The sequence below is a fragment of the Antribacter gilvus genome, from assembly GCF_003946865.1.
Taxonomy (GTDB): domain Bacteria; phylum Actinomycetota; class Actinomycetes; order Actinomycetales; family Cellulomonadaceae; genus Antribacter; species Antribacter gilvus.
Genome location: NZ_QXTH01000014.1, coordinates 39,744 through 54,798, shown reverse-complemented (window position 1 = coordinate 54,798; position 15,055 = coordinate 39,744). Strand labels below are relative to the sequence as shown.

The window sequence follows — 15,055 nt, the reverse complement described above, 5'->3', positions numbered from 1 at the left end:
CGCTAGACCAGGCCGTAGAGGCGGTCGCCCGCGTCGCCCAGGCCGGGAACGATGTACTTCTTCTCGTTGAGCCGCTCGTCGACGGCCGCGACGACGACCTCCACGTCGACCCGGTCACCGACGGCCTGCTCCAGGAGCTCGAGGCCCTCGGGCGCGGCGAGCAGGCATACGGCGGTGACCTCGCGGGCGCCCCGCTCGAAGACGTAGTCGATGGCCGCCACCAGGGTGCCGCCCGTCGCGAGCATGGGGTCGAGGAGGAACACGTGCCGGCCCGTGAGGTCGTCGGGCAGCCGGTTCGCGTACGTGACGGCCTGGAAGGTCTCCTCGTCGCGCTGCAGCCCGAGGAAGCCCACCTCGGCGGTGGGGAGCAGGCGGGTCATGCCGTCGAGCATGCCGAGGCCGGCCCGCAGGATCGGCACCACGAGCGGCGGCGGCGACGAGAGCCGGACCCCCGTCGTGGTGGTGACCGGAGTCCGCACCTCGTGCGGCTCGACGGCGATCTCACGCGTGGCCTCGTAGGCGAGCAGGGTGACCAGCTCGTCGACGAGGAGGCGGAACGTCGGTGAGGGGGTGGTCTCGTCGCGGAGGACGGTGAGCTTGTGAGCCACCAGTGGGTGGTCGACGACGTTCAGGCGCATGGCCTCCACGCTACCGGCTCCCGCACGCGGAGGGCCGTCCCGGGGCCGCGTCGCTATGGTGATCTGCGTGACCGCACCCTCCAGCAGCGCCGCCCGTTTTCCCGGGGACACCGTCGCGGAGCGCGCCGCGACGTGGGCCGGGGCGATGGGCCTGGCCCTCGACGAGGCCCGGCGCGCGGTCGGCACCGGCGACGTCCCGGTGGGTGCGGTGGTGCTCGACCGTGCGGGCCGCGTCGTCGGGGTCGGGCGGAACGAGCGGGAGGCCACGGGCGACCCCACGGCGCACGCCGAGGTGCTGGCGCTGCGGGCGGCGGCGCGTCACACGGGGGAGTGGCGGCTCGAGGGCTGCACCCTGGTGGTCACGCTGGAACCCTGTGCCATGTGCGCCGGCGCGCTGCTCCTGTCCCGGGTGACCCGCCTGGTGCTCGGCGCGTGGGACCCCAAGGCGGGGGCCACGGGCTCCGTGTGGGACCTGGTGCGCGACCGCCGCGCGCTCCACGAGGTCGAGGTGGTGGGCGGGGTCCGGGAGGCGGAGTGCGGGGCCCTGCTCCGGGAGTTCTTCGAAGCGCGCCGGGCGTGACCCGAATCTGGTGTGCAGCTGAACCGTTTTTTGCTAGCGTCTCGTCACCGCCCCGGAAAGGACGACGACGTGCCTGCACCCACTCTTGCCGACTACGCCAGCCACAGCCCCTACTCCGACCCCGGCCGGCATGCGGATCTCGTCGCGGAGCTGGGTGCCGATCCGGCGTCGCTGCGGACCGCGGCGTGCGACGCCGTCGTCCACTACCGCTCCGGGGCCACCTTCACCGCCGACCAGGTCGCGGACATCGACCGGCGGTGGCTCGCGTCGATCCTCGACGCGGCCGTGGAGCGGACCGGCGCCCTCGCGGGCTCGCGCACCGCGGAGCAGGTCGTCGCCGGGTGCTGCCGTGACCACACGCTGCTCACCGTCGGCACGCTCCGGGAGCACAAGGTGCCCGCCCGCTCGCGCGTGGGCTTCGCGGGCTACTTCGACCCGGGCTTCCATGCCGACCACGTGATCGTGGAGTACTGGGACGGTGAGCGCTGGCGCCGCTTCGACCCGGAGCTCGGCCCGGACGACCCGTGGGGCTTCGACCCCGCGGACATCCCCGCCGGTCACGGCTCGCCGTTCGTGACGGCCGCCGAGGCGTGGCTGGCGGTCCGGTCCGGCGCGGCTGACCCGGCGACGTTCGGCGTGACGAAGGACGTGCCGGAGCTCTGCGGGCGGGACGTGGTCCGCGACTACGTGCTGCGCGAGGTGGCGCACCGGCACCGCGACGAGCTGCTGCTCTGGGACATGTGGGGCCCGATGCTGGGCCTGGCCGGCGTGCCGGCCACCCTGAGCGGCGCGGTCCTGGAGGAGGCTGAGCGGTCCGGGGCCGACCTGAGCAGCTTCCCCGGCGTGGAGATCACCTCGGCGGAGTACGACGCGATCGCCGACGAGCTCGCGCACCTCCTCGTCGCGGCGGACGCAGGCGACGACGTGGCGGCCCAGGAGCTGGGCGAGCTCTACTTCGCCGACGCTCGCCTCCGCCCGGGGGACCGCGTCCTGACGCTGTCGCCGTCCGGCCGCTCCGGTCTCACCGACCTGGCGACGCGGACGACGGACTGGCGGAGCAGCCCGTCGGTCTTCGGCTAGGACGCCCGCCGGGTGCTGCCTCACAGCCGCTCGGCGAGCTCGGCCAGGACGTCGCTGGTGCCGGCGTCGACCTTGACCGTCGCGTGGACGTCGCCGCGGGTGAGCCCGCGGTTGACGATCACCACGGGCTTGCCGTCGGCGGCTGCCCGGCGCACGAACCGCAGGCCGCTCATCACCGTGAGCGACGACCCGGCCACGAGCAGGGCGTCGGCGCCGTCCACCAGGGCGAACGCCCGCTCCACGCGCTCGCGGGGCACGTTCTCGCCGAAGTACACGATCTCAGGCTTGAGCACGCCGCCGCAGAACTCGCAGGGGGCGGGCCGGAAGTGCGAGGTGGCCTCGATGACGGCGTCGGCGTCGGGTGCGATCTCGATGTCGGCGACGTCGCCGACCGACTCGAGGAAGCCCGGGTTCAGGGCGTCGAGGCGGGTCGCCAGGTGGGTGCGGGAGACCACCCGCCCGCACTGCAGGCAGACGACGCGGTCGTAGCGCCCGTGCAGGTCGATGACGTTGCGCGACCCGGCGTCCTCGTGCAGCAGGTCCACGTTCTGGGTGATGATCCCGGTGAGGAGGCCGCGCTCCTCGAGCCGGACGAGGGCACGGTGGCCCGCGTTGGGCTCGGTGCGGTGCATGTGCTGCCAGCCCACGTGGTTGCGCGCCCAGTAGTGGCGGCGGAAGGCCTCGTCCTGGACGAACTGCTGGTACGTCATGGGGTTGCGGGGAGGCGAGCCGGGCCCCCGGTAGTCCGGGATGCCGGAGTCGGTGGAGATCCCCGCGCCGGTCAGCGCCGTGATCCGGCACCCCGCCAGCACCCGTAGGGCGTCGTCCACGGTGGTGAGGGCGACATCGACCGGCTCGGGTCGCCAGGTGGACGGACGCGAGATCGGTTGCACGCGTCGAGCGTACGACGAACCCCTTGACGAGCCGATGTACAACGATGGAAACTAGTCCACGGCGTTCGTGTGAGCGCTAACAATGCCTCAACGAGGAGGTTCCATGAAGGCAACCCGTGCATTCCCCTGGCGTCGCGGAGCCCAGGCAGCGCTGACGCTGCTGGTCGCCGCAGCCGTCACGTTCGCCCAGCTCGCCGTGCCTGTGGCAACGCCACAGGCCTCGGCGGCGACCATCGACACCAACGCCTGGTACGTGCTGGTCAACCGGAACAGCGGCAAGGCCCTGGAGGTCGCCGACCTGTCCACGGCCAACAACGCGGGCATCCAGCAGTGGGCCCGCAACGACCACGCCGTCCAGCAGTGGCAGTTCGTCAGCTCGGGCAGCGGCTACTACCGGCTGAAGTCGCGGCACAGCGGCAAGGTCATCGACGTCGCGAGCAGGTCCACCGCCGACGGCGCCAACGTGGTCCAGTACACGGACAACAACGCCACGAACCAGCAGTTCAGCGTGCAGGACCCGGCGTCCGGCTACATCCAGCTCATCAACCGCAACAGCGGGAAGTCGCTGGAGGTGTGGGAGTGGTCCACCGCCGACGGCGGCCGCGTCTCCCAGTACACCGACACCAACGCGAACAACCAGCAGTGGCAGATGGTCAGGGTGGGCGACGTCAGCACGCCCACCACGTACCCCAACCCTGGGCCGGTCACGGGCGACACCATCGTGCACGACCCCGAGGTGGTGAAGCGGCCGGACGGCTCCTACCTGCTGGCCAACACAGGCGAGGGCGTCAACCTCCGGACGTCGACGGACCGCACCGCGTGGAGGGCTGCCGGCATGGCGTTCCCCAACGGCATGCCCTGGGTGCACACCTACACCAACAACAGCAACCACGTCTGGGCCCCGGACGTCCACTACGTCAACGGGCGCTATTACATGTACTACTCGGCCTCGGTCTTCGAGTCGAACCGGTCGGCGATCTTCCTCGCGACCAGCACCACCGGTGCTGCCGGAAGCTGGACCAACCAGGGCCTGGTCATCTCGTCGAGCGCGTCGAACGACTGGAACGCCATCGATCCCAACCTGGTGATCGACCAGCAGGGACGCTGGTTCCTGAGCTTCGGCTCCTTCTGGTCGGGCATCAAGATGATCGCCCTCAGCTCGTCGACGGGCCTGCGCTCCGGCACGGCGTTCTACAGCCTCGCCAGTCGCGGCGGCGACGCCGTCGAGGCGCCGACGATCCACTACCGCAACGGCTACTACTACCTCTACGTCTCGTTCGACGCCTGCTGCAGGGGCGCCGCGAGCACGTACCGCATCATGGTGGGCCGCTCCACCTCCGTGACTGGTCCCTACGTGGACCGCAACGGCACCGCCATGATGTCGGGCGGCGGCACGCAGATCCTCGCCGGCCACGGCTCGATCCACGGCCCGGGTCACCAGGCGGTCATCACCGACACCGACTCCGACGTGCTCTTCTACCACTACTACGACAACGCGGGTGACCCCCGCCTCGGCGTCAACCTGCTCGGCTACGACTCGTCGGGCTGGCCGTACGTGTACTAGCAGGTCACGCACCAGATCTGCGTCCGACGACGGGGCCGGACCTTCCGTAGGGAAGGTTCGGCCCCGTCGTGTGCCCCGCTGGGTGAATTCCGCCCTAGCGGTTGGCTGTCTGTCGTGGTCAGGCAAACACTCCAAAGAAGTGAGTGACCTTCATCACAACAACGGCGTCTCGAACAGGCCACTCCTGCCTCACTCCCAGTACGAGGTCATCCCCAGCACGACACAGGAGTCGTCATGTCTCGAAGGATCGGATCGCTCGTCGGAGCGGCCACGGCAGCGTCACTCGTCGCGACAGCCTTCGTCGCCACCCCCGCGGTGGCCGACGAGGACGACGTCTTCGCCGAGCAGGTGGCGGCCTGGGCCGTCGGGATCGGGGCGTCGGAGGTGCTGACGCAGCCCCTGCCCGTGGTGGGCGTCGCCCCTGGCGCCCTGCTGGCCGGAGCCGACCCCACCCTGGGCGGCGACCTGACGCGGGACGGCAACCGGTTCACGCTCGCCGTGACCGAGGCCGTGCCGACGTACCTGACGCTCGCGCCCGGTTTCCCGCTGTCGTCCCAGCCGGGGTCGATCACGACCGACGTGACGGTGAGCGTCGCGTTCACGGTCGCTACCGCCGACGTCGACGGCAGCCCGTACCGCCATGTCGTCGCCTCCGGGCCCGACGCGCCCGCGATCACCGCGAGCGTGGCGCTCGACGGGCTCCCCGGGCCGCTCGCGGCGTCCGTCGGCCTCCTGGGGGTGGACCTCACCGAGGCCGCGCCCGTGACCCTGACCGCCCAGTACGCGGGCAGCCTCGGCGACCCCGACGGCGACGGGCGCCTCGCGTTCGACGACCCCGGCGGCCTGCCCACCGACGGCGAGCTGTCGGCCGCCGGGTCGGCGACCGGCCTCGCCTCCGTCGGGCTCGCCTCGGCGGCCGCGGGTGGCACCCTGGCCGTGACGTCGTCGGGCAGCGTGCTCGCGGAGCCCGTCTCCGCCCAGGTCGCGTTCTCCTGGACCGACCTCACGGACCCGGCGACGCTGACCGTGACCCCCACGGGGTTCGGCGCCGTCCAGGACTTCCTCACCATGTCCGTGCGCGACACGGCGGAGGGCCTGGTGCTGGTGAAGTCGGCGCTCGCGGCCTTCCAGCGGGCGCAGCTCCCGGGCAGCGGGAACCTCGACCTGCCGTTCATGCGCGGCACCCTCGCCGACGCCCTCGCGCTCAACGAGCGGATCGTGGCGTTCCTCGAGGACAACCTCGACCCTGTCGAGGCCGGCGTGGTCGACCCCAACGACGGTCAGCCGGAGTGGACGAGCGTGCAGGAGCTGTTCACCCTGCTCGAGGCCGCCGAGGGCATCGACGTCCAGGTCGGCGCGTACGACGCCGGGACCAAGCGCCTCCCGTACACCGTGTCGCTGGCCCGGTCTGCCACGGGGGAGGACCTGGCCGATGCGCCCGCGCCGGCCCCCGACACGGGCCTCGAGAACGACGCGAAGCCGGGTCTGGTCGAGCTGGGCGACGTGCTGACGGACGGCACCGGCCGGTCCGTCGGCGACGTGGTGGGCGCCCAGGCGACGGCCACGGTCAGCCCCGACTACTCCGCACAGATCGAGCTCGCCCTGGACCTCTCCGCCCCGGTGGAGCACGACCCGCCGCTCGCGGTGGAAGGGCCTGACGGGACGGTCACGCACTACGACATCACCCCGATCGGCGTGGACCGCACCCTGGTGCGGGGCGTCACGGCGACGGCGGACTTCCCGGTCTCGACGGCGGTCGCCGCCGCCGGCTCGGTGGGCTTCGTCGGCGTGGACGTGGGCGGCCAGATCGAGGTGGGGCGGCAGGACGACGCCCAGCCGATGCTGTCCCTGACGGCCGGGAGCGCCACGTACCGGTCCGTCAGCGACGTGTTCGAGGAGCTCCGGGCCGACGCCGACGCGCTGCTCGACGTCGACCTGAACATCGCGGCCTCCGTGGCGAACGGCACCATCGCCGTCACCGGCATGCCGGGCTTCCTCCCGAGCGAGGCGACCTGGTCGGTGCCGCCCTGCGCCATCGAGGTCGTCCCGGCGGGCTGTTCTCCGCAGCTCGGCGGGCTGGCCGACCTTCTCGCGCTCGACGTCGACGTGAACGAGCCGCGGGCCCTGCTGGGCCGGCTCGCCGACGTGCTGGCGCTGCTCGACGCCGGCCTCCGGTCGCCGTCGATCATGGGCGATGCGGCTCACGCGAGCCTCCCGCTCACGGGGACGAGCGTGGCCGAGATCCTCGCGGGCGACGGCGGCGGTCTGGCCACGTCCACGAAGCTCACCCAGGCGGTGGACGCGCTGGTGACCAACCCGCCCACCACGCTCCAGGAGACGGTGGACGCGCTGGAGGCGGCGCTCGAGACGGACCTCCCGGTCCGGCTCACCGAGATCGAGGGCGAGCCGTCGGTCGTCCTCGACGTCGACTTCGAGCGTGCCTACGACCGGAGCAAGACCCTCGCGTTCGACCTGGACGGCATCCCGCTCGTGGGCGCCTCCTCGAACGGGCAGGTGAACGTGCACGCCGCTGTCGACGTGGAGACCGGCGTCGCGGTGCCGCTCGGCTCGGCAGCCTGGACCACCGGCGCCGACGCGATCCGGCTCGTCGACCCGGACATCACGGCCTCGGCGCAGGCGACCCTGGAGGGCTCGCTCGCCGTCTCGCTCGCCGGCCTGACCGCGCAGCTCGGCACCGGGACGGACCCGGTCACCGGCGCCGTCGGGCTCACGGCAGCGTTCTCGCAGACCGGCGCCGTCGCCCTGGGCGACCTGCTCGGCGGCGACCTCGCCGTCGCGGGCACCGACGCGTGCACGGGAGGCGCGGTGCTCTGCGCCGACCTGCCGGTGTACGTGCTGGGTCAGCCGCTGTCGAACACCAGCAACTCGCTCGTGCTGAGCCTCCCCTCCCCGGGGACGCTCACCGGCGACTGGTCCGGGCTGGACGTGACGCTCCCCGACACGGACGCGCTCGCCCAGCTGCTCTACTCGACACCGTTCGACATGAACAACCTGCCCTCCGGCATCCTCACCTACCTGACGATGGTCGAGCAGGGGCTGCAGGCCGCGAGCCTCGGCGGCAAGGTGCCGTTGCTCGGCGACCAGCTCGTCGAGGCGGCGAACGTCGTCGCCGAGGCGAAGGCAGCGCTCCAGGGTCTCGGTGACCTGTCCGGCCAGGCCTACGCCGACGCGAAGGCGGCGATCGAGGGGGCGCTCGGCGCCACCCTGAGCGAGCAGTGCGGCGTGCTCCAGGCGACGACGGGGGTGACCGCGCAGGCGGTGGTCGACGCGCCGTCGGGCGACCCGCTGGTGAACTACCGGTACGTGGTCGTGGCCCGCGCGGGCACGACGCCGACGCAGTACTCCGCCGAGAGCAACGCCGTGGACAACGAGGCCACGCTCAGCGCCGACAACCGCAACGAGGTCACCTGGGTCGCGGACGGCCGCGCGAGCGGCTACCTCGTGCTCCGGTCGGTCGACGGTGGGGCGTGGGAGCAGGTGGCCGACGTCGCCGCCGGTACCACCACCTTCTCCGACGACGGCACGGCCACCCCCGTGGCAGCGCCCGCAGACCCGGGCGCCCCGGTGCAGGTCACCGGCTGTGGCGCGACGAACCCGCTCGCCATCGAGGCGATCGTCGTGGACTGGGACTTCGACCCGAACGGTCCGGGCGGCGAGCCCGAGCTGTGCCAGGTCGTGCCGCTCGACCTGGGGATCCCGGGCCTCGCGCTCCGGGCCTCCACGGTGCAGGGCGCGCAGGACCCGGCCGCGTGCGCCGACTCCCCGGGCGGCGGCCTGCGGGCCTCGCTGGACTACGGGTTCGGTATCGAGATCGCCCTCGACAAGACGGCGGGCGTCGTGGTCCTGACGGGCAACGAGGGCGCCACCGAGGACGACCCCGGCCGCCCGGAGGCCTTCGTCGGGGCAGCGGTCTCGCTCGACCCCGTGGCCGGCGGCGACGACCTCACGGCCGAGCTGGCCATCCTCCAGGTCGGCGTCGAGAAGAACGACCCGGCCAAGGAGGAGCTCTCCGGCTCCTTCTCGGTGGACCTCGTGGGCGAGCAGATCGACGTCGCCGGCGCACCCGTCGAGGGTGTCCGGCTCGACAAGCTCGTCTCCGCTCCCGGCGACGTCGTCCACGTCGGCGCCGAGTTCGAGGTGGACATCGACTGGAACCTCGTCGCGGCGCCGCTGGTGAACGGGCAGACCCTGCCGGGCATCGCCACGGACTTCGAGCTGACCTGGTCCGCGGACGCCGGGGCCGGGGCGTCGCCGACGTTCGGCGACCCCAACCCCGACGTCTCCACGTCCCCGTCCATCGCGTTCCGCAACATCAGCCTGGACCTCGGTAGCTTCCTCGAGGAGCAGATCAAGCCTGCGGTCGACGAGGTGAACCGGGTCCTCGACCCGCTGCGTCCCATCATCGAGACGCTGTCGGCGCCGATCCCCGTGCTCACCGACCTGTCGACCATGGCGGGCGGTGACCCGGTGACGCTGCTGAGCATCGCCAAGGCGTACAACACGCTCACGGGCGGCACCGACACGCAGATGATCGACACGGTGGTGGGCGTGGTCCAGACCGTGGCGAAGGTGGACCAGGCGATCCAGGCCGTGGCCTCCGGGGACGGGATACCCCTGCCCATCGGCGACCTGGAGGTGGACGGCGCGGTGGCGAAGACCACGGCGGCCACCCCCGACCAGGTCGAGACCCTCAAGAGCGGCTTCACCGCGGCGGCGGTCCCTGGTGGGTCCACGGCCGCGACCGTCCAAGGCCTGCTCGGCCCCGACAGCGTCAGCGAGACCACGCCGAAGGGCCGGTTCGGCTTCACGTTCACGCTCCTCGAGCAGCCGGAGCAGCTGGCCAACCTGCTGCTCAACGGAGACGTGGAGATCGTCCGGTTCGACACCGGCACGCTCGAGCTCGGCTTCTCGTTCGAGCAGTCGTTCGGCCCGGTGTACGCGCCGCCGCCGATCTTCATCACCCTCTCCGGCGCGGCCGGGGTCAAGGCCCGCCTCATCCTCGGGTTCGACACCTTCGGGTTCCGGCAGGCCATCGAGGCCGCACGCGCGGGCGGCGGCGCGAGCTCCGCGCTGCACATCTTCGAGGGCCTCTACCTCGCCACCACCGACCTCGAGGGCAGGTCCATCCCGGTCCTCGAGTTCTACGGGGAGATAGCGGCAGGCCTGTCGCTCAACATCGTCATCATCCGGGTCGACGTCAGAGGCGGCTTCGGGCTCACCGTCGCCTTCTACTGGAACGACCCGAACGACGACGGCAAGTTCCGCTTCAGCGAGTTCGGCGACCAGGCCAAGATCAGCCCGATCTGCCTCTTCCGGACCGAGGGCAAGCTCTACCTGTTCCTCGAGCTGGGCGTCACCATCGGCATCAGCATCTTCTCCGTGTCGTTCGACGTGACGATCGCCAAGGTCACCATCCTCGACTTCAGCGCGGAGCCGGACTGCGAGCCCGAGCCGCCGAAGCTCGGCGAGGTCACGGGCGACGTCCTCGTCGTCTACCTCGGCAAGGCGGGCGGGCTGCGCGGCGGGTCCTGGGCGCCGTCGGGCGACAAGCCCGAGGTGTTCAAGGTCTACGAGCGGCACGACCACCACGCCGGCACCGAGGGCGACCGCCCCGTCACCGGCTACGCCGTCGAGGGCCTCGGCATCGTCCGGGAGTTCGAGGGCCCCGTCTCCACCGTGGTGGTCGACGGCGGCGACACGGGCACGCCCTTCCACCTCACCTTCTTCGGTGACTCCGACCGCGACGACCCCGACCTGCGGGCCGGCTTCCGGACCCCCGTGGTCGTCGTCGGCTCCTCCGGGCCCGACGAGATCAAGACGGACGAAGGCCCCGCCTACGTCGACGCCCGCGAGGGCGACGACGTCGTGACGACCTCCAACGCTCCCGGCAACCCGGCCCGCGTGGCCGGCGGCCCCGGCAAGGACCGCGTCACCACCGGCCAGGGCGACTCCGTCGCGGCCGGCGACTCGACCCTGCCGGTCGAGAGCACCACCCCCGTGGGTGGGCAGAACGTCGCCACCGCGCTCGGCTCCCCGTCCGCGGGGACCACGACCGGTGACGACGAGGACGCCGTCGCCGTCGGCACCGGCACCAACACCGCGTTCGGCAACGGCGGCAGGGACCGCCTCGGCGTCGTCGGCGAGCAGGGCAACCAGCGCACGCCGCGGCCGAACATCCTGGTCGGCGGCGACGGGCCCGACCTTCTCACCGGCGGCCCCGGCCACGACGTGCTCTACCCGGGCACGGCCCCGGGCGGCGGGCTCCTCGAGCTCGGCGGAGCGACCTACACGCCCGGCGGCGGCCTCACGGAGCCGCAGCGCGCGGCGCTCGCGGACGCCTCGGGCACGCCCGACGACGTGGGCGTCGACGGCTTCAACACCGTCGACACCGGTTCCGGGTCGGACGTGGTGATCGGCTCCGACAAGGTCGACCTGGTGCAGTCGTCGTCGCTCGGTTCCCAGGAGACGTCGTCGTACCTGTTCGGCGGCTCCGGCGAGGACGTCCTCGCGGGCGGCTTCGGCGGCGACGAGGTGTTCGGCGGACCTGACGACGACTACGTGCTCGCCGAGCCCACGGACGTGGGCGCGCCGAGCAACCCCGGCGACGGCTACGGTCCGGTGCGCAGCCTCGCCCGGCACACCCTGCCGGCGGGCGAGTCCGCGGCGCACGACCTGCTGGTCGGCGGCGCGGGCAACGACCACCTGCTCGGCGGCGACGGGGGAGCGGACGCCTGGGGCGACGCCTACCGGCCCGCGGAGCTGTGCGTCGCGGGCGACCCGGTCGCCAGCGACGGCGACACCCCCGGCGCCGACGCCGTCCCGATCGCCCCGGACACGGGTGCGGACGACGGCCAGGACACCATCACCGGTGGCCGGGGCGTGGACGTGGTCCGGGCGGGTGGCGGCAACGACCGCGCCACCCTCGCGGAGGCGGACGACCGCGGCTGCGGCCAGGGCGGGAACGACGTGGTGGGCGGCGGCGACGGCGCGGACGACCTCTGGGGCGGCAGCGACGTCGACACGCTCTACGGCGACGCGGGCACCGACGAGGTCTACGGCAACGCGGGGGCGGACGTCGTCTACGCGGGCGACCACGTCGACGTGGCCGAGGGCAACGACGGCGCGGACTCGCTGTTCGGCGGGGCCGAGGCGGACCTGCTCGTCGGCGGCACGCGTGCGGAGGGCCGGCCCGACACGGGCGACGCCCTCTACGGCGACGCCGGCACCGACACCCTGATCGGCGACAACGGCGCGGCCGACGCCGGGGCCCCGCTCGGGTACCGGCCGTTCGACCTGGCCGGACCTGCCACGGCGGGCGGCGACGACCAGCTCTACGGCGCCGCGGGCGCCGACCTCGGGTTCGGCGGCATCGGTTCGGACCTCCTCGTGGGGGCCGACGGTGCCGACCACCTCGAGGGCGGGCCCAACCCGCTCGGCACGCCCGACGTGGTGCTGGGCCAGAACGGCGACGACGAGCTGGTGGGCGGGTCCTTCCTCTCCGCCCCCGACGCGGACGACGTGGTCGAGGGTGGCGAGGGCGCCGACGTCCAGCTGGGCGACAACGGTTCCGTGGTCCCGACGGCCGTCGACCCGGCCGGGACGCCGGTCCTGGTGGGCCGCGAGACCGCGGCGCACACCGTGGTCGAGCTGGACACCGAGGCGGAGCCTCCGGCCGGGACCTCCGGCCCGGACGTGCTCCGCGGCGGCCCGGCTGACGACGCCCTGCTCGCGCAGGGCGGCGACGACCCCGAGGTCGCGGGCGGTGACGGCGACGACCTCGCCGTCGGCGGCCGGGGCTCCGACACCGTGACCGGCGACGCCGGGCGCGACGACCTGGTCGGCGGCTCCGTGACCCCGCTCGGGACCACGGTCCCCGGCGGGCCGGGCACCGACGGGCAGCCCGACCAGGGCGACGTCGTGCGCGGCGGCACCGAGGGCGACATCGCGCTCGGCGACAACGCGGTGGTCACGGTGGCGGCGGGCACTCCGCCGTCGGTCACCCCGCTGCTGGCCGGGCGCGAGCGCGCGAGCCAGGCGCCGCGGGTGCTGCGCCTCCTCGACCTCGGCGGCGACGCCGGACCGGTCGAGGGACCGGGGGCCGACGCCGGTGGCGACCTCCTCCAGGGCGAGGCGGACGAGGACGTGCTCCTCGGCCAGGCGGGCGCCGACCGCGTCCAGGGCGGCGACGCCGACGACGCGGCCGAGGGCGGGCCGGGCACCGACTGGATCGAGGGTGGCCCGGGCGACGACGACCTCGTCGGCGGCTCGACCACCCCGGCCGCGGCCCCGGCGTCGAGCGAGCCCGGCACGGGCAGCACGGCGTCGACCGGTCAGCCGGACGCGGGCGACTACGTCTTCGGCGGCACGGGCGACGACGCGTCGCTCGGCGACGACGGCGTGATCCTCCGCGGTCAGGGCGCCGGCACCTCGGTGCTGGAGCGCAGCTCGACGGACGGCACGCTCGTGCGGCAGCGCGACGTGGTCCTGTACGACCTCGGCGCACCGCTCGGCGGCGGCGACTACCTCCTGGGCGGCGACGGCGTCGACGTCCAGTGGGGCCAGGACGGGCGGGACGCGATCACCGGCGGGCCGCACGACGACTACGCGGAGGGCGACGGCGCCGGCGACGTGATCTACGGCGACCTTCCGGTGCTCACGCTCACCGAGGCGGGGGAGCCGGCGTCGGGCGTGGTGGAGGTGCCGCTGCCGGTCGCGACCTGGCCGGGCGCCGCAGCGCTCGAGCCGGAGACCGGCCCGCACGGGCAGGACGACCTGATCGGCGGCGCGTCGCTGGCCGGGTTCCGCGACGCGGGCGACCGCATCGCGGGCGACGGCGAGTCCGACGTGGCGCTCGGCGACGACGGCACGCTCCTCCGCGACCCGGTCGAGGCGGGCGGGCTCTGGTCCGACCGCGTCGAGCCGGACCGCTACCCGGTGGACGTGGCCGACCCGGCGTACCCGGCCCGGCTGTTCGCGGTCCGGCTGCACGACCCGGCGAAGGTCCCGGCCGGGCAGGACGGCACCACCCGGTTCTGCGCCGAGGTGCCCGACCGCACGACCTGCGAGCCCGCGGGCGCGTGGGGCGGTGACACGGTCGACGGCGGCGACGGCGACGACCGGCTCTGGGGTCAGGACGGCAACGACACCATGGCCGGCGGAGCCGGCAACGACGACCTGACCGGCGAGCTCGGCGACGACACCCTGTCGGGCGAGGGCGGCCAGGACACCATCCTGGGCGACCGCGGCGGCGTCGTCGGCCAGTGGATCGACACCGCGGCGGAGGGCACGTTCACCACCTCGGTGAGCGGCACCCCGCAGGAGTCGTACACGGGCCTGCGGCCCGGGACGCTGGACCGGCGGGTGGACCTGCTGTCCGACGTCGAGGACCGGGCCTGGGTCGACACCGACGCCCAGCCCATGCCGTACCCGGGCCTCCGGGTGGGCGGGAACGACCGCATCCGCGGCGGCGACGACCACGACGTGGTCTTCGGCGGCGCGGGGGCCGACCTCGCCAACGGTGACAGCGGCGGCGACTTCCTGTTCGGCGGCAACGGCTCCGACGTGGTCTGGGGCGGGCGCGGCCTGGCCGACGGGTCGCCGGCCCGCGGGGCGCAGGACGAGCACCTCGACCTGGTGTTCGGCGGCTCGTCGGTGGCCGGGACGGGCACGGACTCCGTGCTCGGCGCCGACATCCTCGACTGGAACCCGCGGGGCTCGGCCGACACGCCGGGAACCACCTGCGCGGTCTCGGGGGCACCCGCCGAGGTGCCAGGGACGGTCGTGGACCCGTGCGTCTGGTTCGCCATGACGGACACGGACGACGCCGACCCGGGCAACGACCAGCACCACCACGGCACCGACTGGATCTACGGCGGCTGGGACCGTGACGTGATGCAGGGCAACGAGACGGCCAACGGTCCGAGCGACCAGGACGACCGCCTCATCGACTGGAACGGCGCCTTCAACCTCTACTCGCACTGCAACGCGGCGTACGGAGGCTGGAACGACATCCGGCAGCACAGCCCGTCGATGAAGTCCTTCCTGCGGGCGGTCGCCTACGCGGCCGGCGCGGGCCGGGACGCGGACGACGTCACCACCCCGGGCAGCTCGGCGTTCGTCGAGGTGGCTGTGGTGGAGCCGTCGGACAACAACGGGCACGGGACCGGTAAGGCGTTCCCGACCACGCCGGGCCACTTCGACGACCCGGCGGCGTGCGCGGTGCCGTAGCTCGTCACCTGTTGTCGTAGTGCCAGAGTCCTTCCGGAGGAAATTCGGAAGG

Annotated in this window: 6 protein-coding genes; 4 read left to right on the top strand and 2 right to left on the bottom strand. The window is 73.4% G+C overall.

Annotation, left to right across the window (positions count from 1 at the left end; translation table 11 throughout):
• Window positions 1–2: 2 nt before the first annotated feature.
• A complete protein-coding gene (upp, locus tag D1350_RS20410) occupies window positions 3–638 on the bottom strand; it encodes a uracil phosphoribosyltransferase (protein WP_125777888.1) in 636 nt (211 codons plus the stop codon).
• Between the two features lie 145 nt (window positions 639–783).
• Between upp and D1350_RS20405 the strand changes: the two genes are divergently transcribed.
• Complete coding sequence (locus D1350_RS20405) at window positions 784–1,218, top strand: nucleoside deaminase (RefSeq protein WP_125777940.1); 435 nt, start codon at window positions 784–786, stop codon at window positions 1,216–1,218.
• A gap of 69 nt (window positions 1,219–1,287) precedes the next feature.
• Window positions 1,288–2,298, top strand: a complete 1,011-nt coding sequence (locus D1350_RS20400; protein ID WP_164545253.1) for a transglutaminase domain-containing protein — start codon at window positions 1,288–1,290, stop codon at window positions 2,296–2,298.
• Between the two features lie 20 nt (window positions 2,299–2,318).
• On the opposite strand, the gene D1350_RS20395 is transcribed toward D1350_RS20400, so the two are convergent.
• A complete protein-coding gene (locus D1350_RS20395; protein ID WP_125777939.1) occupies window positions 2,319–3,128 on the bottom strand; it encodes a Sir2 family NAD-dependent protein deacetylase in 810 nt (269 codons plus the stop codon).
• A 166-nt stretch (window positions 3,129–3,294) separates the two neighbouring features.
• On the opposite strand from D1350_RS20395, the gene D1350_RS20390 reads away from it, so the two are divergent.
• Together D1350_RS20390 and D1350_RS23870 are read left to right on the top strand one after the other, a co-directional pair.
• The gene (locus D1350_RS20390) at window positions 3,295–4,755 is read left to right on the top strand and encodes a family 43 glycosylhydrolase (protein ID WP_125777886.1); all 1,461 of its coding nucleotides are present in this window, start codon (window positions 3,295–3,297) and stop codon (window positions 4,753–4,755) included.
• A gap of 234 nt (window positions 4,756–4,989) precedes the next feature.
• Complete coding sequence (locus D1350_RS23870) at window positions 4,990–15,003, top strand: hypothetical protein (RefSeq protein WP_164545252.1); 10,014 nt, start codon at window positions 4,990–4,992, stop codon at window positions 15,001–15,003.
• Window positions 15,004–15,055 lie beyond the last annotated feature (52 nt).